This is a genomic window from Paraburkholderia sp. J63, from assembly GCF_905220245.1.
Lineage (GTDB): Bacteria > Pseudomonadota > Gammaproteobacteria > Burkholderiales > Burkholderiaceae > Paraburkholderia.
In genome coordinates this window covers 349,442-368,542 of the sequence record NZ_CAJMZF010000003.1, presented here as the reverse complement: position 1 = coordinate 368,542, position 19,101 = coordinate 349,442, and the positions used below count along the sequence as shown (strand labels likewise).

15 protein-coding genes and 1 pseudogene are annotated in these 19,101 nt (G+C 65.1%); 4 read left to right on the top strand and 12 right to left on the bottom strand.

Annotated features, from left to right (window positions below; translation table 11 throughout):
• Positions 1-15 precede the first annotated feature (15 nt).
• The 3 genes from U5775_RS05820 to U5775_RS05810 all read right to left on the bottom strand — a co-directional run bounded on the left by U5775_RS05820 (position 16) and on the right by U5775_RS05810 (position 2,879).
• Positions 16-1,131 carry a porin gene (locus U5775_RS05820; protein WP_322057165.1) on the bottom strand — a complete coding sequence of 372 codons (1,116 nt, stop codon included), beginning with the start codon at positions 1,129-1,131 and terminating at the stop codon, positions 16-18.
• A gap of 106 nt (positions 1,132-1,237) precedes the next feature.
• The gene (locus tag U5775_RS05815; protein WP_322057164.1) at positions 1,238-1,774 is read right to left on the bottom strand and encodes a flavin reductase family protein; all 537 of its coding nucleotides are present in this window, start codon (positions 1,772-1,774) and stop codon (positions 1,238-1,240) included.
• The gene (locus U5775_RS05810; RefSeq protein ID WP_322057163.1) at positions 1,764-2,879 is read right to left on the bottom strand and encodes an LLM class flavin-dependent oxidoreductase; all 1,116 of its coding nucleotides are present in this window, start codon (positions 2,877-2,879) and stop codon (positions 1,764-1,766) included. The genes U5775_RS05815 and U5775_RS05810 overlap by 11 nt, the downstream gene beginning before the upstream one ends.
• Before the next feature lie 112 nt (positions 2,880-2,991).
• Here U5775_RS05810 and U5775_RS05805 point away from each other — a divergent pair, with 112 nt between their 5' ends.
• Complete coding sequence (locus tag U5775_RS05805) at positions 2,992-3,543, top strand: winged helix DNA-binding protein (protein ID WP_322057162.1); 552 nt, start codon at positions 2,992-2,994, stop codon at positions 3,541-3,543.
• A 442-nt stretch (positions 3,544-3,985) separates the two neighbouring features.
• Here U5775_RS05805 and U5775_RS05800 read toward each other — a convergent pair whose 3' ends face one another.
• From U5775_RS05800 to U5775_RS05765, 8 genes are all read right to left on the bottom strand, one after another.
• Entirely contained in the window at positions 3,986-4,681 is a 696-nt protein-coding gene (locus U5775_RS05800; protein WP_322057161.1) for a pyridoxamine 5'-phosphate oxidase family protein, read from the bottom strand.
• Between the two features lie 178 nt (positions 4,682-4,859).
• The gene (locus tag U5775_RS05795) at positions 4,860-5,909 is read right to left on the bottom strand and encodes a DNA-binding protein (protein ID WP_322057160.1); all 1,050 of its coding nucleotides are present in this window, start codon (positions 5,907-5,909) and stop codon (positions 4,860-4,862) included.
• Positions 5,910-6,472: 563 nt separating this feature from the next.
• A complete protein-coding gene (locus U5775_RS05790; protein ID WP_322057159.1) occupies positions 6,473-6,967 on the bottom strand; it encodes a DUF523 domain-containing protein in 495 nt (164 codons plus the stop codon).
• Between the two features lie 27 nt (positions 6,968-6,994).
• Positions 6,995-8,644, bottom strand: coding sequence for a fatty acid--CoA ligase (locus U5775_RS05785; RefSeq protein WP_322057158.1), 1,650 nt, complete (start codon positions 8,642-8,644; stop codon positions 6,995-6,997).
• A 98-nt stretch (positions 8,645-8,742) separates the two neighbouring features.
• Complete coding sequence (gene bktB, locus U5775_RS05780) at positions 8,743-9,930, bottom strand: beta-ketothiolase BktB (RefSeq protein ID WP_322057157.1); 1,188 nt, start codon at positions 9,928-9,930, stop codon at positions 8,743-8,745.
• 45 nt (positions 9,931-9,975) lie between these two features.
• Complete coding sequence (locus U5775_RS05775; RefSeq protein ID WP_322057156.1) at positions 9,976-11,649, bottom strand: electron transfer flavoprotein-ubiquinone oxidoreductase; 1,674 nt, start codon at positions 11,647-11,649, stop codon at positions 9,976-9,978.
• 36 nt (positions 11,650-11,685) lie between these two features.
• Entirely contained in the window at positions 11,686-13,476 is a 1,791-nt protein-coding gene (locus tag U5775_RS05770; protein WP_322057155.1) for an acyl-CoA dehydrogenase, read from the bottom strand.
• A gap of 381 nt (positions 13,477-13,857) precedes the next feature.
• The gene (locus U5775_RS05765; protein ID WP_322057154.1) at positions 13,858-14,862 is read right to left on the bottom strand and encodes an AraC family transcriptional regulator; all 1,005 of its coding nucleotides are present in this window, start codon (positions 14,860-14,862) and stop codon (positions 13,858-13,860) included.
• A 311-nt stretch (positions 14,863-15,173) separates the two neighbouring features.
• Here U5775_RS05765 and U5775_RS05760 point away from each other — a divergent pair.
• From U5775_RS05760 to U5775_RS05750, 3 genes and pseudogenes are all read left to right on the top strand, one after another.
• Positions 15,174-15,692 (top strand): annotated as a pseudogene (locus tag U5775_RS05760) (DUF6622 family protein); the annotation flags it as partial.
• Positions 15,693-15,872: 180 nt separating this feature from the next.
• Positions 15,873-16,976: a sensor histidine kinase gene (locus tag U5775_RS05755; RefSeq protein WP_322057152.1), complete on the top strand. Its 1,104-nt coding sequence runs from the start codon at positions 15,873-15,875 to the stop codon at positions 16,974-16,976.
• Positions 16,977-17,078: 102 nt separating this feature from the next.
• Positions 17,079-17,984 (top strand): LytTR family DNA-binding domain-containing protein, encoded by a 906-nt coding sequence (locus U5775_RS05750; RefSeq protein WP_322057151.1) that lies wholly within the window; start codon positions 17,079-17,081, stop codon positions 17,982-17,984.
• 81 nt (positions 17,985-18,065) lie between these two features.
• Here the strand turns inward: U5775_RS05750 and denD are convergent, their stop codons facing one another.
• The gene (gene denD, locus U5775_RS05745) at positions 18,066-19,067 is read right to left on the bottom strand and encodes a D-erythronate dehydrogenase (protein ID WP_322057150.1); all 1,002 of its coding nucleotides are present in this window, start codon (positions 19,065-19,067) and stop codon (positions 18,066-18,068) included.
• Positions 19,068-19,101 lie beyond the last annotated feature (34 nt).

Genomic DNA, 19,101 nt, shown 5'->3' with positions numbered 1-19,101 from the left:
TGTTGGGGTGCCGCGTCAGAACCGCGTCTGGATACCGACCCGTCCCACGAATTGCTTGTTGCTGCTGGACGGGCCAAACGTGCCATCGATGGACGCCGACGCGCCCGAGTTGGCAATCTGGTACACCGTTTCGGCATAGACCGTCGTGCGCTTGGACAGGCTGTACTGGGCCACGGCATCGATCTGGTGCGCGTGATTGTTGTCGACGCCCGCGTTGCCCCACATATACATATAGTTGGCCCCCAGCCCGAATGCAGGCGTCACGCGATACGTGCTGCCCGCCTCGACCATGTTCACGGCTGCACCATTTTGCGTGTTGCGCGTATTGGTATAGAGCAGCGTCAGCAGTGCATTGCCGATCGTGTAGTGCGCACCGGCACCCCAGTTCCGGATGCTCTCGCCTTCGAGCACCGCGTATTTGACGTTCGTATAGGCCGCCCCCACGGCGAGCGGTCCCCTTGCATAGCTCACGCCATAGCTCGATGCACTGTTCTGGCTGAAGTTGCCGGCCGTTCCGCCGAACGCATACATACCGCCGAACTTGAGGCCGCTATAGTCTGCCGAGGTGTACTTCACCGAATTCGACAACGCTTCGGCGCCGTTCATATGGTCGAAGTCGTAGGCGTCGCCGGGTGGCGAATCGGGCAGATTCAGCCCCGCGAACGGACCGTCACGGAAGTTGTACAGGCCGCCCACATAGAGCGCCGAATCCGCGCCGACGTCCGCGAGCAAAGTGTCGACCATGAAGTCCTGCTGGCGCCCCATCGTCAAGCTGCCGAAACGATCGCTAGCGAGGCCCACCCAGGCTTCGCGTGCGAAGAGGCCGCCACTCGTCGTCGAACTGTTGCTGGGCGAGGCAATGATCGAGCCGTTGCCGAGCGAGAACTGGTTGACGAGACGGAATTTCGCTTTGAGACCGCCGCCCAGATCCTCCGTCCCCTCCATGCCGAAGATGTTCGGCACGGCGATGCCGTCCGCCATCTGCCAGTTCGATTTGCCGCCCTGATTGCTGATGTACGACACACCGGCGTCCAGCATGCCGAAGATCGTGACGCTGCTTTGCGCGTGGGCAATGGACGCTGCAAGACCCATCATTGCCGCGAGCGCGCACTTCCCGTAGTTCCTTCCCATTAACACTCTCCAGTTTTCGCGAATGATTCGGCATGCTTAGTAATATGCCTGTACCTTTCATCGGATGGCACGGCTGGATACAACTCGGTCGGCTCGGTGCCGGAAATCAGCGTGCTGCCGCAAACGTCCCCGCGGGCGCCGTATATTGCCCTTGCCAGTAGACAAGCGGACGCGGCGCGGACTCGTCGTGATTCACCGCGCGCACGCGCCCGATGATGAGCAGATGCCCGTGGCGCACGATCAGCTCCTCCACCTCGCAATCCATGGCGACGACGCTGTCCGCAAGCAGCGGCGCGCCGTCCGGCAGCGCGTACACCCACTCGTCGTCGCCATAGCGCGCCTCGCCCTGTTCGCCGCGAAAGCCCGTGAAGCGCTCGGCGATCGCCCGCTGCTCGGCGCGCAGCAGATTCACGCCAAAGCGCCGCGTGCGTTCGAGCAACTCCGCCGACGAGCTCGTTGCCTTCAGCGAAGCCACCACCATGGGCGGCTGCGCCGAAAACGACGAGACGGAAGTAGCGGTGAAACCGCTGCGCTGTGCGCCCTCCGCAACGGTCACGACGCATACCGCGCCCGCGAAACCACGCATCGCCTGCACGAAGCAGTGGCTCAATGTCCCGGCGTCATCCATGGCTTCAGGCGGCATGGCGGGTCTCGCGCGGGTGGCGCAGCCCGTGTGCTTCGAGGATCGGCAGCACCGTGTCGCGGAAGTACGGGAACTCCTTCACGTAGTCCACGAACGACAAGGTCGTGCCCTTGAAGCCGGCTTCGGCCAGTGAGATCAGGCCCGCGGCCACCTGTTGCGGCGTGCCCACGAGCGGGAAGCCGCCGTGCCCCGCAGCCATCCGGTCGCGGATCAGCGCGAGCAGGTCGTGCGGGAACGATTGTGCATTCGCGAACTGCAGTGCAACCAGGTTGTCGACCGCGCCCCAGTCCGCATTGTCCTGTGCAAAATAGTGCAGATACTGGCGCGCTTCCTCCTCGGTCGGGCGACACACCACGTGCGAGAACGTCAGCACGTTCACGTTCTTGCTCGCCGCGGCGGCTTTCTGCTTGAGCTCGGCGACTTCGGTGCGCGAGCGCTCGAGATCGATCGCCGGCGTAAAGAGGAAGTTGGCGTTGCCGATCGCGAACTCCCGCCCTTCGCCCGACCCCGCCGCGTTCAGAATCGGCGGACGCTCGCCGTTCCACGGACGCGGCAAACCATAGACGTTCTTCAACTGGAAGTTCTCGCCGTCCCAGTTGAAGGGGCCGTCGTGCGTCCAGATTTTCTGCACGATATCGAACCACTCCTGGGCATACGCATAGCGCTTGTCGTGGCCCGTCGCGAGCGGCAGCCCGAGCGCTTCGTATTCAGGGCGATTCCAGCCCGCAACGATGTTCAGGCCAGCGCGGCCCGCGCCGATCTGGTCGAGCGTCGCAATCTGCTTCGCGACCACGACCGGATGGTTCGCCGCCGTGTGGATCGTCGCGAACACGGTGAGATGGCGCGTCTTCGCGAGCAGCGCCGCCGCCCAGGTCATGGTCTCCAGCACCGAGCCGTGGAAGTCCGTCTCGCCGCCGTAACCAATCCAGCGCGCGATGGGCAGCATGAAGTCGATGCCGGCCTCGTCGAGCATGAGCGCGAGCTTTTCGTTGTTCTCCCACGAATTGTCCCAGCGCTCGCCGATCTTCGTCACCGACATCCCGCCCGAGCAGTTCGTCGCAAACGTCCCCAGAATGAAGTCCTTCGTGTTCAGAATTCGTCTCATGTCAGTCCTGGCGCAGTAAAATTTGTTTCCATGACGGGCTGCCTCCGATCTCCTGGCACCCCTGCTCTCCCAACCCAGTCGACGGCATGGGCCGCAACCGCGCGATTCCGCAATGACCGAACCTTCACGCAGAACCACGAAAAAGACCGCTGCTGCCGAACATCGCTGGCACCTGGCGATGGACGACTTCGGCGTCGAAATCACCGACCTCGAATATGCCGTCATGCGTCTGAACCAGTCGTTCTCGCGCTGGCAGTCCGAGTGCATGGCCGCCGTGACCGGCACCACGCTGAGCGGCCAGGAGAACGCGCTGGTGCACGTCATCCACATGCACGAACGGCCCAAGACCATTCGCGATCTGCTGCATATGACCAACCGGCAGGACGTCGCTAATATGCAGTACGAACTACGCAAGCTGATCAAGGCCGGGCTCGTCGAAAAATCCGGGACGGCGCGCACCGGCGTCTACTACACGACCACCGTGGAAGGCGCGAGCGTGTGCGAGGAATACGCACGGCTGCGCGAGACGGTGCTCCTCAAGATGGCCGAGGCGGCCGCCGGCGTCCAGTCCGCCGCCGCGCAGGCCACCGCGTGCCTCGAGCAGATGGAGCGCGTCTACGAATCCGCCACGCGCGAAGTCGCCACTTTCCATCGACGCCGCTGATGGCGCACCGCCGCTGCCGGGGACATGAAGCGCACTGCACCCTCCGTCGTTCCGTCCACTTCAAATAGACATTCACATTGAATTTCTATTTGATCGGAATCGTAGTGCAGCCATTTTTTGACTGCAACCGATTTCAGCTCAGGGAAAACACCGGCCCTCGATCTGCACTTTCGTGCATTTGTTGAGGGTGCGAGGGCGTTGACGCGTGCCTGTGGCACCGCCCATTTGCACACGAGTGCACTTACGGTTCAGGGGGCAGAACGGGAACGCGCGCCGAGGTTGCGCGCGGAAGGGCCGCGGACAGCGGGACGAACCATGCGCGAAGGAACGGTTTCTCTCCGCGCATGGTGCTCAAGACAGGCGGTGGACGGCGCCCAGGCCAAGCCAGGCACCAGGGGCATTTGCCGCCACCGCATGGGAGGTAACTTTAGTTGGTCGGGCTCTAGCGCCCTGCGCTATCCGCGCGTTGAGTCCACTTCGTCACATAGCCGGGTACGCCGCCTTCGGGCACCGTACCGTCGAGTTCGGGCGCGAGCGGCTTGAGCGCCAGCGGCAGCACACCGGCCCAGACGGGGCGGTCGAGATCCTCTTCGTCGTCCTTCGGGCCGCCCGTGCGAATCTTCGCTGCCGCTTCGTCGAGCGACAGCCGCAGCACCGTCGTCGCGGCCAATTCGTTGCGGTTGCCGGCGCGCACTTGATGTGCGCGCCCTGGCGCGATGTGATTGAGGAAGGCATCGAGCGCCGCGGCCTTGCGATCGGCGTCCACCACTTCGAACGCGCCGTAGACCACTGCCGAGCGGTAGTTCATCGAGTGGTGGAACGCGGAGCGCGCGAGCACGAGGCCATCGAGATGCGTGACCGTCACGCAGACCTGCGCGCCCTCGGCCGCGAGCCGCAGCATGCGGCTGCCGTTGGAGCCGTGGATGTAGAGATGATCGCCCTCGCGCCAGCACGCCGTGGGAATGCAGTGCACGCCGTGGTCGTCGGCGAACGCGACGTGGCACAGGTAGGTCGCGTCGAGAATGGCGTACAGCGTGTCGCGGTCGTAATGGGCGCGCTCGGCGATGCGGCGCACCCGCGTGCGCGGCGACGGCGCCTTGCCATTGGCGGGAACGGGAACGGAATCGGTTTCGGACATCCTCGGCATCTCCTCGATTGGTAGGGATGCCGATTAAGTTAGCGAAGTGGTGGCCCCATGGGTAGACCCAGCATGCCGCATTCGGCTGGAGCCACGGCGTCAAGCGGTGTCACCGCTCATCCAGCCGTGCAAAGCTCGCGCAACCCCGCGGTGTTCGACACGGTGCGCGCCGCACGCATCATTTTCTCTTGCCCGTCGTACCGGTCTTGCCCGTCTTGCGCGCGGGACGCAGCGGTTTCGCCGGGGCATCGGCGGAGCGGCCTGGGCGCTGCTGCGCGCGCCGGACCGGCGCCGCGCCGCTCGTGTCGCTGTCCGCGACCGCCTTCCGGCGCAACGCATCGAGCTCTTGCGCCTGCGCCGTATGCGCCGCGCGCAGCGTCTCCAGACGCCCTTCCTGCATCCCCGCCTGATGCCGCAAATCGCCAAGTTGGCCCTGCAGCGATTGAATCTCCGCGCGCGCACTCTCTTCGACGCGCGCGGCGCGTTTCGTGGCCGTCTCTACGTCGCGCTGCAGGCGTGCATTGGCCGTGCGCTCGCGTTCGATTTCGAGCAACGCGCGCTTCTCCGCGGCCTGCAAACGGGTTTCCGCGAGTTCCGTGCCGGCCCGTAGCTTGTCGAGTTCGGTGGCAAAGTCGGCGCGCGCCTGGGCAAGCGCGCCGTCGCGCTCTCGGCCATCCTGCTGCAAACGCGCGACCTCGCTCTCCAGCGCGCTGCGCGTGGCGGCCGCAGCCGCTTGCGCCTGCTCCAACTCATGAATGCGCACCTGCGCCGTGAGCAGCGCGGTGGTGCGTTGCTCCAGCGCCGCCTCCGTGCGCGCGAGATCGCCCTGCATGGCCGCGACGGCGGCTTCGGCATCCTGCCGCGCCTGCTCGACCTCGACGCGCAGCGCCTCGAGCGAAGCCTGCGCCGCGGCCGTGGCGCGCTTCCAGAGCGCGGCCACGAGTTCGCCGGCCGCGCCCTGCAACTCTTCCGGCAAGTCCGCATGCTCGATACGCACGCGACTTTTCTCCCGTAGCTCCATCCAGAATTCGGAGAGCACCGCCGTGGGCGTGCCCATGCTGCCCCGGCGCACGAGCTGATAGAGCCGATTGGCGGTAGGCGTGACGCCGAAGCGAAAGAACAGCAACGCGCACACTTCCCGATAAAGCTCGCGGGTCTTGGGGAATTCGCTCTTGAGCCGATCGATTTCGGCGGCGAGGCGGACTTCGTCGAGAGGGACGTCGGACATGGCGTGAGAGCGCGGAATCAGATCGATAAATAATACAACGTAAACCGTTTAATTTCTACTTTCTTTCGTATAATTTTAGACATTACTTTTATAATGTCTCGATTCTAGATTTACCCTGACCGGCCGAACACGGGTTGGTGAGTTCTGAAACCGACTGTTTCAAAGGCTGCGCCGCCATGCCCCATTGGAGAGGCGGTGCGGTCCGATTGCCTCAAACGTTTGGTTACACACCAAAACATCGCTGCCACCCTTTGTCGATAGGGTGGACTCAAGACCAACGAGTGAGGTGTCGTATGAAGAGAATGCTTGTGCTGGCCCTGGCGGCCCTGTGCCTCGGAAGCGCATTGAGCGGCTGCATCGTCGTTCCTGAGGACGGTGGATATCACCACCACTACGATGACCGTTACTAACGGAGACGAACGGAGGCGGAAGCCGCAGATCAGCAGAGGATGCGAGAACCCGGCGACGGATTCCAGGCGTTTATTGAAGCAGCCTTCATGATGGAAGGCCGCCCGTTCGCCGACGGACTCGAAACCGAGCCTGGCGATGATGATGGTTGACGCTCAATCTTCGCGAGCCACCCGTGCGCAAAGCGCATCGATTTCCGAATCCGCGAAGACTTCGATGCCGTGCTGGCGCAGCAGCGCGGCCGTCACCCCTGCCCCGACGCGTCGCTGGCCCGAAAAACTGCCGTCGTAGATGAAGCGGCTGCCGCACGACGGACTGCCATCGATCAGCAGTGCGAAGCGGCAATCATGTGCGCGGGCGAGATCGAGCGCCGCGCGGGCGCTCGCGATGAAAAATGGCGTGACGTCCGAGCCCACGACATCGACCACGCGCGCCGTGCCCGCAAGTACCGCCTCGCCCGCTTGCGCCTGCGCGATCTCGGCCGGCAGTCGCGGCACGCCGAAGCCTCCGCTCAACTCGGGGCAAATGGAGACGATGCGGCCCTCGCGCCGCCACGCTTCGAGCGCGGGGTGAACCAGCGTTTTGGCTGCGCCGTCATAGCGAACCGGATTGCCGAGCAGGCAGGCACTCACCAATATTTTTTGAACCATCTTCGCCGCGAACGCCCCCCCATCAACTCACTCGAAGTTCTCGCGCAGCCACTTCTTGTTCATCTTGCCCACGCTGGTCTTCTCCAGCGCGTCGACGAACTTGACGACCTCCGGCACCGCGTACTTCGAGATCTGTCCAGTTTCGCTGAAGCGCAAGACATGCTGCCGGATATCCTCGGCGCTCACGGGCGCGCCGTACTCGGGGCGCAAGACGACCACGGCCGCCGGCCGCTCGCCCCACTTCTCGCTCTTGATGCCGATGACGGCCACCTCGGCCACGGCGGGATGCTGCGAGATCAGGCTCTCGATCTCCAGCGACGAAACCCATTCGCCGCCCGACTTGATCACGTCCTTGATGCGGTCCGTGATCTGCAGATAGCCCTCCCTGTCGATACGCGCGACATCCTGCGTATGGAGATAGCCGCCCGCCCACAATTGCGTGGAGGCTTCGGGATTGTGCAGATAGCCCTGCGTGAGCCACGGCGCGCGCACGACCACCTCGCCGCTCGCGACGCCGTCGTGCGGCAAGTCACGCATCTCGTCGTCGACAATGCGCAGGTCGACGAGCGGCACCGGCAAGCCCGTGCGGCACCGCAAGCTGACTTCCTCATCGATGTCGCGCGGTTGCGCGGTGGGCTTCAATTGGGCGAGCGTGAGCAAGGGACACGTCTCGGACATGCCGTAGCCCGTGAATATGTCGATGCCGCGCTCCAGCGCGGTACGCGCGAGACCGTGCGGCAGCGCCCCGCCCCCGATCACCACCTTCCACTTGCTGAAATCGGCGCTCTTCGCCTGAGGGCAGCTCAGCAGCATGTGCAGGATCGTGCCCACGCAATGCGAGAAGGTCACGCCTTCATCGCGAATCAACTCCACGAGCCGGTCCGGTACATAGCGGCCCGGATACACCTGCTTCACGCCCATCACGGTTGCGATGTACGGCATGCCCCATGCGTGCACATGGAACATCGGCGTGAGCGGCATATAAACGTCGCCGCGATGAAAGCGCTGACCGGATTCGGGGCTCCCCAGCGCCGCCATTCCCGTGATGGTGTGCAGCACCAGTTGCCGATGCGAAAAATACACCCCCTTCGGCAGCCCGGTGGTGCCCGTCGTGTAGAACGTCGTGGCGCGCGTGTTCTCGTCGAAGTCGGGAAAATCGAAGTACGTGTCGCTTGCGGCGAGCAGGTGTTCGTATTCATCGGCGAACGCGATGCCGGTGGAGGCCGCCGCATTGCCTTCGTCGTCGATGAGCACGATGGTGCGCACGTGCTCGAGCTTGTCGCGAATCGCCGCCAGCACGGGCAGAAAATCTGCGTTGACGAGCACGACTTCCGCGCCCGCATGATTGATCGTATAGGCGATCTCGGCCTGCGAGAGACGAATGTTCACCGTCTGCAGCACGGCGCCCATCATCGGCACTGCGAAATAACATTCGAGGTAGCGATGGCTGTCCCAGTCCATCACCGCGACCGTGGTGCCATGCTGCACGCCGAGCCGTTGCAGGCCGTTCGCGAGCCGCGCGATGCGTTCCTGCAACTGGGCGTAGGTCATGCGAACCTCGCCACGGTAGACGATCTCCTGATTGGGCGCATGCGCCATCGGCGTGTGCAGCAGACGCTTGATCAAGAGGGGATAGGCATAGGCTGATGCCATCGTTTCGCAGACCTGATCGTCCATGGCTGTCTCTAACATTCGGTGTATTCAATAACAAGGCGCGCCGTGTTCGATGACAAGGCGCGCCAGCACTATCAATGCGCTTGGGCCTTAACTGGGCCTTAACCCAGGTTCTCGAAGATCGCCGCAATGCCCTGGCCGCCGCCGATGCACATCGTCACCAGCGCATAGCGGCCGCCCGTGCGTTGCAGTTCGTGCAGCGCCTTCACGGTGATGAGCGCGCCGGTCGCGCCGATCGGGTGGCCGAGCGAAATGCCCGAGCCGTTCGGGTTCACCTTGGCCGGATCGAGACCGAGCTCCTGCGTGACCGCGCAGGCCTGGGCCGCGAAGGCCTCATTCGATTCGATCACGTCGAGGTCCTCGACGCGCAGGCCCGCGCGCTCCAGGGCGAGGCGCGTGGCCGGCACCGGGCCGATGCCCATGTGCAGCGGATCGACGCCCGCGTGCCCGTAGGCCACGAGCCGCGCCATCGGCTTGAGGCCGCGCTGCTCCGCCGCCTCGCGCGACATCAGCAGCACGGCCGCGGCCGCGTCGTTGATGCCCGAGGCGTTGCCGGCCGTCACCGTGCCGTTCTCCTTCGCGAACACGGGCTTGAGCTTCGAGAAGTCTTCGATCGTTGCGTCGGTGCGCAGATGCTCGTCGGTATCGAAAACGACTTCGCGGCCCTTCACCTTCTGCGTGACGGGCACGATCTGGCTCTTGAAGCGGCCCTCGGCGATGGCGCGCGCCGCGCGATGATGCGACTCGAGCGCAAGCGCGTCCTGACGCTCGCGCGAGATGTCGAACTTGCGCGCGACGTTTTCGGCGGTCACGCCCATGTGCACCGTATTGAACGGGTCGTTGAGCGCGCCGAGCATCATGTCGACGAGACGCGCGTCTCCCATGCGTGCGCCAAAGCGCATGTCGGGCGCGATATACGGCGCGCGGCTCATGTTCTCCGCACCCGCGCCGATAGCGACATCGGCGTCGCCGAGCAGAATGGTCTGCGCCGCGGAGACGATGGCCTGCAGGCCCGAGCCGCAGAGGCGGTTGACGTTGAACGCGGGCGTCGAATCGGGAATGCCGGCGTTGATGGCCGCGACACGCGAGAGATAGAGATCCTTCGGCTCGGTGGTGATCACATTGCCGAACACGACGTGGCCCACGTCCGCGGGCTTGACCTCGCTGCGCGCGAGCAGCTCGCGCAGCACGATCGCACCGAGCTCGGTGGGCGCGAAGTCTTTCAGGCTGCCGCCGAATTTGCCGATTGCGGTTCGCACACCGCCTACCACCACGACTTCCTTGCTCATTTGCCTGTCTCCTTCAATGGCTCGCGCGCGATTGCGCCGCGGGTATTACATGTTCGGATAGTTGGGTCCGCCGCCGCCTTCGGGCGTGACCCAGACGATATTCTGCGTCGGATCTTTGATGTCGCAGGTCTTGCAGTGTACGCAATTTTGCGCGTTGATCTGCAGGCGATCTTCATCGGAATCGTCTTTCACGAATTCGTAGACGCCTGCGGGACAGAAGCGCGATTCGGGACCCGCATAGGTTTTGAAGTTGATGCCAACCGGCACGCTTGCATCCTTCAACGTCAGATGCGCGGGCTGGTTCTCTTCGTGATTCGTATTGGAAATGAACACCGAGGAGAGGCGATCGAACGTGAGCTTGCCGTCGGGTTTCGGATACTCGATCGGCTTGCACTGCGAGGCTGGACGCAGCATTTCATGGTCGCGATGCTGGTGATGGAGCGTCCACGGCACGTTGCCGCCTAGCAGCTTCTGCTCGATGCCGACCATCAGCGTGCCCAGGTACAGGCCCTTGCTCATCCACTGCTTGAAGTTGCGCGCCTTGTAGAGTTCTTCGTGCAGCCACGACTGCTTGAATGCTTCGAGGTACGCCGTGAGTTCATCATTCTGGCGGCCTGCCTGCACTGCGTCGAACGCCGCTTCGGCCGCGAGCATGCCCGTCTTGATCGCTGCATGGCTGCCCTTGATGCGCGCGGCGTTCAGGAAGCCTGCGTCGTCGCCGACCAAAGCGCCGCCCGGAAACACGAGCTTCGGCAGCGACATCAGCCCGCCTGCAGTCATCGCCCGCGCGCCATACGAAACGCGCTTGCCGCCTTCGAGATACTTGCGGATCGCCGGATGCGTCTTGTAGCGCTGGAATTCTTCGAACGGCGAGAGATACGGGTTCGTATAGGCGAGGCCGACGACAAAACCCACCATCACCTGATTGTTTTCAGTGTGATAGAGGAACGAGCCACCGTAAGTGTCTTTTTCAAGCGGCCAGCCAGCAGTGTGGATCACGAGACCTGGCTTGTGCTTTGCCGGATCGATCTCCCACAGCTCCTTGATGCCGATGCCGTAGACCTGCGGATCGGCATCCTTGCCGAGCTTGAAATGCTCGTTCAGTTGACGGCCCAGATGCCCGCGGCAGCCTTCGCAGAACATCGTGTACTTCGCGTGCAACTCCATGCCGAGCTGGAAATTCTCTGTGGGCTCGCCGTCCTTGCCAACGCCCATGTTGCCCGTGGCCACGCCCTTCACCGACCCATCGTCGTTGTAGAGCACTTCGGCTGCCGGAAAGCCGGGGAAAATTTCCACGCCCAACGCTTCGGCCTGCTGACCCAGCCAGCGCGTGACGTTCGCGAGGCTGATGACGTAGTTGCCGTGGTTCTTGAAATTGTCGGGCAGCGCCCAGTTGGGCACCGATTTCGCACCGGTTTCCGAAAGGAAAAGAAATTGATCTTCGGTCACGGGCACGTTCAGCGGCGCGCCCTGTTCTTTCCAGTCGGGGATCAGTTCGTCGATGGCACGCGGATCCATGACCGCGCCCGAGAGAATATGCGCCCCAATCTCCGAGCCTTTCTCCAGCACGCATACGCCGATCTCGACGCCCTTTTCCTGCGCGAGCTGCTTCAGCCGGATCGCCGCGGACAGGCCCGCGGGGCCGCCGCCTACGATCACCACGTCGTATTCCATCGACTCGCGCGGACCGTATTGCGCAATCAAATCGTTCGAATTCATGCTGCGTCTTCCGTTTCGACCGGCATCGGGCCGGTATCAGAACTGCTCTTCGGCGAGCGCGAGCACGCCTTCCCCACCCCGTGCGCCCAGTACCGCCGTCGCGAGGCCGCTGGCCTGCGGCAGCACATGTTCGGCGTAGAACTGCGCCATCGCGATCTTCGCGCCGTAGAACGACGGATCGTCGGCGAGATTGCGCTGCGCCACGAGCAACGCGCGCGCGAGCTGCCAGCCGCACAGCACGATGCCCGCGAGCTTCAGATAGGGCACGCTCCCCATGAACACCGCGTTCGGATCGCGCTTGACGTTCTCGATCATGAAATCCACGGCGCGCGCCAGCGCCTGTGCGCCCGGCTCCAGTTGCGCGCGCATCGAAGCAGCCGCCGCGCCGTCGACTTGCGCGAGCGACTCCGCCGTCTTCGCCACTTCGTCGAGCAGCGCCTTTGCGACCGCGCCGCCGTCACGCACCGTCTTGCGGCCAATCAGGTCGTTCGCCTGGATTGCCGTCGTGCCTTCGTAGATCGCGAGAATGCGTGCGTCGCGATAGTGCTGCGCCGCGCCCGTTTCCTCGATGAAGCCCATGCCGCCATGCACCTGCACGCCGAGGCTCGTGACCTCGTTGGCCATCTCGGTGCTCCAGCCCTTCACGATCGGCACGAGGAATTCGTAGATCGCCTGATGGCGCGCGCGCACGCTTTCGTCCGGATGACGATGCGCGATATCGCAGTGGCTCGCCGCCATATAGGCGAGCGCGCGTGCGCCCTCGGTCATCGAGCGCATGGTGGCGAGCATGCGGCGCACGTCGGGGTGATGCACGATGGTCACCGACTGCTTCGCCGAGCCGTCCACCGGGCGGCTCTGCACGCGCTCTTTCGCGAACGCCGCCGCCTGCTGGTACGCGCGCTCGGCAATCGCCACGCCCTGCGTGCCCACGCCGAAGCGCGCCGCGTTCATCATCACGAACATGTATTCGAGGCCGCGATTTTCTTCGCCGACGAGATAGCCGATCGCGCCGCCGTTGTCGCCGTATTGCAGCACGGCCGTCGGGCTCGCCTTGATGCCGAGCTTGTGCTCGATCGACACGCAATGCACGTCGTTACGCGCGCCGAGGCTGCCGTCCTCGTTGACGAGGAACTTCGGCACGATGAACAGCGAAATGCCCTTCACGCCTTCGGGCGCGTTCGGCACGCGCGCCAGCACGAGATGGACGATGTTCTTCGCCATGTCGTGCTCGCCCCAGGTGATGAAGATCTTGGTGCCGAAGACGCGGTACGAACCGTCGGCCTGCGGCTCGGCGCGCGAGCGCACGAGCGCGAGATCGGAGCCCGCTTGCGGCTCGGTCAGGTTCATCGTGCCGGTCCATTCGCCTGAGATGAGCTTCGGCACGTAGCGCGCCTTTTGCTCTTCCGTGCCCGCGGTCATCAGCGCCTCGATCGCGCCATCGGTCAAGAGCGGGCACAGCGCGAACGAAAGATTCGCCGCGTTGACCATTTCGTTGCAGGGCGTGCCGATCAGCTTCGGCAATGCCTGACCGCCGAACTCGGCCGGGTGTTGCAAACCTTGCCAGCCGCCTTCGGCGAACTGCTCGAACGCGGCCTTGAAGCCCGGCGTCGCCGTGACTTCGCCATCGCGCCAGCTGCTCGGCGCGCGGTCGCCTTCGACATTCAGCGGCGCGAGCACTTCCCCGCACAGCTTCGCGGCTTCGTCCAGCACCGCCTGCGCGGTTTCGAAGCCGGCATCCTCGTAGCCGGGCAAGGTGGCGATTTCGTCGATGCCAGCCAGCTCTTTGAGCACGAACAGCATGTCTTTGACGGGGGCAGTAAAGCTCATGGCGAACCTTTCTTTGACGCGTGGATCTGGAGAGCCGCGGCGCGCAGCCGGCCTGTCGAGCCGGCGCGCCAGTGGCGATATGCGATGGATCGTAGCGGCAAAGCCCGGTTGCGGAACTGTCCAAACCGGCCCATCTAGTGACAAATCTGGCCACGCCGTGACCCGCGCCGGTGTACAAAGCGCGGGTTACCAGGGTTGAACCTGGTACGGTCGCCTTATGCCCCCCCAACGGCAGGGGTGGCGCTTCGGGCGTGGAATCTGTACGGAAATCGCGTCCACCTCGGCATGCTTGCGGCGTGCATCCGCCATGAAAACGGGGTGCAAAACCGGCCGCCGAGCCAGAGCCCGGCGCACCAGCAAACGACGGAAACGACGCGGCGCTCAGGGACGCCCGCGATAGGTGCCGGGCGTGCTGCCGGTCCAGTGGCGAAACGCGCGATGAAAGGCGCTGGGGTCGTCGAAGCCGATATCGGCGCCGATGGCGGCGATGGTGTCCTGCGTGTCGGTGAGGCGCTGGATCGCCACGTCGCGGCGCAAGTCGTCCTTGAGCACCTGGAACGAGGTGTCCTCGGACGCGAGCCGCCGGCACAGCGTGCGCACCGAACAGTGCAGATGCGTGGACGCCCCCTCGATGGTCGGCAGATCGGGCAGCGTGCTGGCGAGATACTGGCGCACCTGATGGCTCACCAGTTGCTCGCTGAACGACTCGAAGATCCATTCGCCGGGCGAGCGCGCGAGAAACTGGCGCAGATTGCGCTTGCTTTGCCGGATCGGCATGTCGAGGTAGGCGGCGCTGAAGCGGAACAAGGCAGTCTCGCAGCCGAACCGCACCGGGCACGAGAAAAAGTAGCGGTGATCGAGCGCGTGCGGTTGCCGCTCGCAGGCCAGCTCGACTTGCAGCAGCGGAATCTTCTGGCCGATCAACCACGAGGACACGCCGTGCACGAGCTTGAGCATCAGTTCCTGACCGAGCGGACCGATCGGCCCGAACGCGGCATGCGGGCGCAGCTCGACCTGGGCCACGAGTTCGCTGCGGCGCGATTCGAGCCGGAAGTCGTCGAGCACGATATGAAAGAACTGCCCGAAGCGATGGAGCGCCGTCTCGAGATTGCGCGCGTCCAGCAGGCTCAGGCACAGGAATTTGAGCGTGCCGCTGCGAAACGGGCGGCTGAAAATGCCAGGCATTTCGTCGTCGAGCTCGATCGCCAGCAGGCGGTAGAGCGTGGAGAACTGCTCCTCGGTCACGCGCGCGCCGTGCTCGTCGAGCAGTTCCTCGGGGATGCCCGCCTGCTCCAGGTAGCGGCCGACGACTTCCGGCCGCGCGCGCGCAGCGGCAAGAAAGCCGCGTACGAGAGAAATAGGAACCGTCGAGCCGGTGAGTTGCATGCCAGGATTACCGGCCGGATAGCCGAAAACAGAATCGTTATACAGATGCACTGCGGGGCGCGTTGCAGCGCAAAGCGCCATGATACGCCAGCGCGCACCGGGGCCCGGCTGGGCAACGCCGACCCGGCGATCCGCGAGATCCGCTGCAGCGAGCCGCGACGGCGGCCCCGATTTCCCGCCGCAGCTCACGCCTGCCGACCGGCGTTTCGCGACGCAGACAGGCGCCTCGTCGCAAAGCACTCGAAGGCGGCGCCGCATGGCCCGAACATGAACGACATCGATTCGCTCGCTGAGCCAATACGGAGGTCGCCACCATGTACGCCAGCCTTTTGCAGCACACGCCCCATTGGGTTTGGGGCCTGCTCGCCGCCCTGATTCTTGCCGGCATCCGCCAGTCGGCTCCGCGCCGGCGCTCGATCAGCAGCGCCACGGCCTTGCCGCTGCTGATGACCGCGCTGTCGTTCTACGGCGTGGCGTCGGACTTCGACCATCAGCCGCTCGCGCTCGCCGCGTGGGCACTCGGCGCCGCCGCGCTGTTCGCCCTGGCGGCGCTGCGTGGCGCGTGGCAAGGCGTGCGCTGGTCGCCGGACCACAACGGCCTCATCGTGCCCGGCAGCTGGCTGCCTCTCGCACTCTACCTCGGCCTCTTCTGCGTGAAATTCGCGGTCGGCGCTACGCTCGCGCTGCATCCGGCCCGCATCGACGACCCCGCTTTCGCCTGCATGACGGGTCTCGTCTACGGTGCGTTCAGCGGCGTCTTTCTCGCCCGCAGCCATGCGATGTGGCGCGTCGCGCGCGAAGTGCTGACGCGCGGGGCCGCCCCGCTTTGAAACGCCCGATATGCCCATATGCACGACACGCGCACAACGCGCCGCGCTGAACACCGCACCGAGGATTTGCGCGCGAGCGCAAGCGCTACAATCCGCTCCATGCGGCACGCAAGCGCCCGATCGCTCCCGCGGCGCTTCCCCCGAAGCCTCGCCCAAACCGCACCGATTCCGGATACCGACATGCACCCGTACACCAAAGCGCTCGCATGGCTGTGGCGAGAATTGCGGATCGCCATTCCGATCGGCGCGATCAGTACGCTGCTGTTCAGCACGCTTGCAGGGGATTCGCTGGTATCGAACCTCACTTACTCGTTCAGCATCACGCTCTGCATTCAAACGCTGATCGAGAGCGGACGCTACGGCCTCGCGGCCCTCGTGAAGCGGCGCGACAGCGAGCAGTCACAGGCGGCCGCCCAGCGCGTCTGGCCGGGCTGGCCGCTCATGGCGCCCTGGCTGGTGTTCTCCGTGATCGTCGGCTACTTTGCCGGGCACGCGCTCGGCGACCGGCTCACGGGCGTGCATCGCGACGCGTTCGCGTTCTTTCGCAACACCGACGTGCTGCTGCCCGCGTTCGGCCCCGCCTTCGCGCTCTCCATCGGCTGCACCTGGTTTTTCTACGCACGCGGGCGCCTTGCGGCCATGGAAGCGCGCACGCAGACCGCGCTACGCGCCGCGGCCGAGAATCAGCTCCGGCTGCTCGTCTCGCAGCTCGAGCCGCACATGCTCTTCAACACGCTCGCCAATCTGCGCGTGCTGATCGGCAGCGATCCGCCGCGCGCGCAAGCCATGCTCGACCATCTGAACGCTTTCCTGCGCGCGACGCTCGATGCCTCGCGCTCGGACTCGCATGCGCTTGCCGCCGAATTCGCGCGTATTCGCGACTACCTCGAATTGATGCAGGTACGCATGGGCCCGAGACTGCAGGCCACGCTCGACCTGCCCGACGCGTTCGCCGCGCTGCCGGTGCCGCCACTGCTGCTGCAGCCGCTGGTCGAGAATGCGCTCAAGCATGGGCTCGAACCGAGCGTGGCGGGCGGCCAGATCGAAGTCGCCGCGCGGCGCGAAGGCAACGCGCTGATCCTGAGCGTGCGCGATACGGGCGCGGGGCTCGCGAGCGAGCCTGTGAACGGTACGCGGCCCGGCATGCGCTTCGGCGTGAGCCAGGTGCGCGAGCGGCTGGCCGCGCTGTACGGCGACGCCGCGCAATTCGAACTCACGTCGCCCGCCGATGGACGCGGCGGCACGCTCGCGACCGTGCGCCTGCCTATTACTGCAACAAGCTGATCAATGCGCCGATGAACTTGCCGAAGTGTGCAGATACACACCGATGCACAAGCCAGCCATGCGCCAGCCAATGCCCCAACCACCGACTCCGCCCATCGCCCCATGCATGCCACCGCCCTGATCGCCGAAGACGAACCGCTGCTGGCCGCCAGCCTGCAAGCCGAGCTGCTGCGGCTCTGGCCTCAACTGAAGATCGTCGCGACGGCAGGCGACGGCGCGTCTGCGGTGCGAGAATGCCTCGCGCTGCGCCCCGACCTGGTGTTTCTCGACATCCGCATGCCGGGCATGAGCGGACTGGATGCCGCCCAGGCGATCGCGGAAGACTGGCCCGACGCCAACGGCGCGCCTCCGCTGCTGGTGTTCGTCACCGCATACGACGAGTACGCAGTGCGCGCATTCGAGCGCGCCGCACTCGACTACGTGCTCAAGCCCGTGCAGGCCGAACGTCTCGCGCAGACCTGCGCGCGGCTACAGGCAGCGCTGGGCGCGCGTGCGCAGTCCCGCACCGGCAGCACAGATGGCGAGGCAACGCGGCGCGTCACTCACCCGCAAGATGCGCTAAACGCGCAAGATTCAGACGAAGCGCATGAACCCCATGAACCTCGCCACCCACTAGAGCCGCTCGTCGCCCAGTTGCGCACGCTGCTGGGAATCGCCGGCCCCTATGCGTCACCCGCCGCCGAGCCGCTGCGGATGATTCAGGCGAGCGCCGGCAACACCATCGCAATGGTTCCCGTCGACGACGTGCTGTATTTCGAGGCGGCCGACAAATACGTGCGCGTAGTCACCACGCAGCGCGAACACCTGATCCGCATGTCGCTGCGCGATCTGCTGCTGCGCCTCGACCCGCAGCGCTTCTGGCAAATCCATCGCGGCACCGTCGTGCGCGCGGACGCCATCGCCAGCGCGTCGCGCGACGAGGCCGGCAAGCTCACACTGACGCTGCGCGGCCATCCGGCGAAGCTCAGCGTGAGCCGCCTCTACGCGGAGCGGTTCAAGGCGATGTGAGCGCGCCACACAGATCAATGCAGACCAATACAGATCGATGCGCGCGCACCCATCTTCGCACCTCGCCAGAACCCTCCCCGCTTAGTGCCGCTTGTGCGGCACGTGCAGTTCGTCTTCCAGATACGCCTGCACGATCGCGTGATACGAAGCATCGCCCGGGAAGTGGAGCGCTTTCGCGCGCTTCGTGTTCCAGCTCGTCGGCCAGCTCTCGACGATCCGCTCCACGCGCTCGTCCGGCTCCCATTCGACGCGCGCGACGGCCGCCGGGCCGCCTACCTGGCTCAGCGTCTCCACCATCTCGTCGACGCTCGCGCTAATGCCCGGCAGATTGACGATGCGCCGATCGCCCAGCGCCGACGCCTCGATCTCGCTGCCCGCCACGAGGCACTCAATCGCCTTGCGCGGCGAAATCAGCAGCACGCGCGTCGCGCCGCTCACGGGGCACACCGTGGTCTCGCCGTTCAGCGGCTCGCGCACGATCGCGCTCGCGAACGACGAAGCCGCCGCGTTGGGCTTGCCGGGCCGCACGCTCACGGTGGGCAGGCGCAGCGCGCGGCCATCGACGAAACCGCGCCGCGAATAGTCGCATAGCAGCAGCTCGGCGATAGCCTTTTGCGTGCCATACGACGACTGCGGATTCAGCGCGGTATCGTCCTGCACTTCTTCGGGCAGCTCGCCGCCATAGACGGCGACCGAGCTCGTGAGCACCACGCGCGGCTTGTGTCCGCGCTCGCGGCACACGTCGAGCAGCGCGCGCGTGGCGTCGACATTGATGCGCATGCCCAGATCGAAATCGGTCTCCGCCTGGCCGCTGACGATCGCGGCCAGATGGAAGACCACGGCCGTCTGCGCGTCGATCACGCGCTCCAGCACGTCGCGCTGTGCGATGTCGCCGACTTCGATGCGCACGCGCGCATCGTCGGGTCCGGTTGCCCGTGTCACGTCGAGCAGCACGAGCTCGGTGATCGGCTCGGGCGCCGCGTTCGCGCCTTGCGGCGCGATTCGCAATGCGCCGCGCGCGAGCAGCTCGCGCGCCAGACGCTGGCCCAGAAACCCCGCACCGCCGGTGATCAGCACTTTCATGTTCGAACGCTCCGTTCATGCATCATGGGACTCA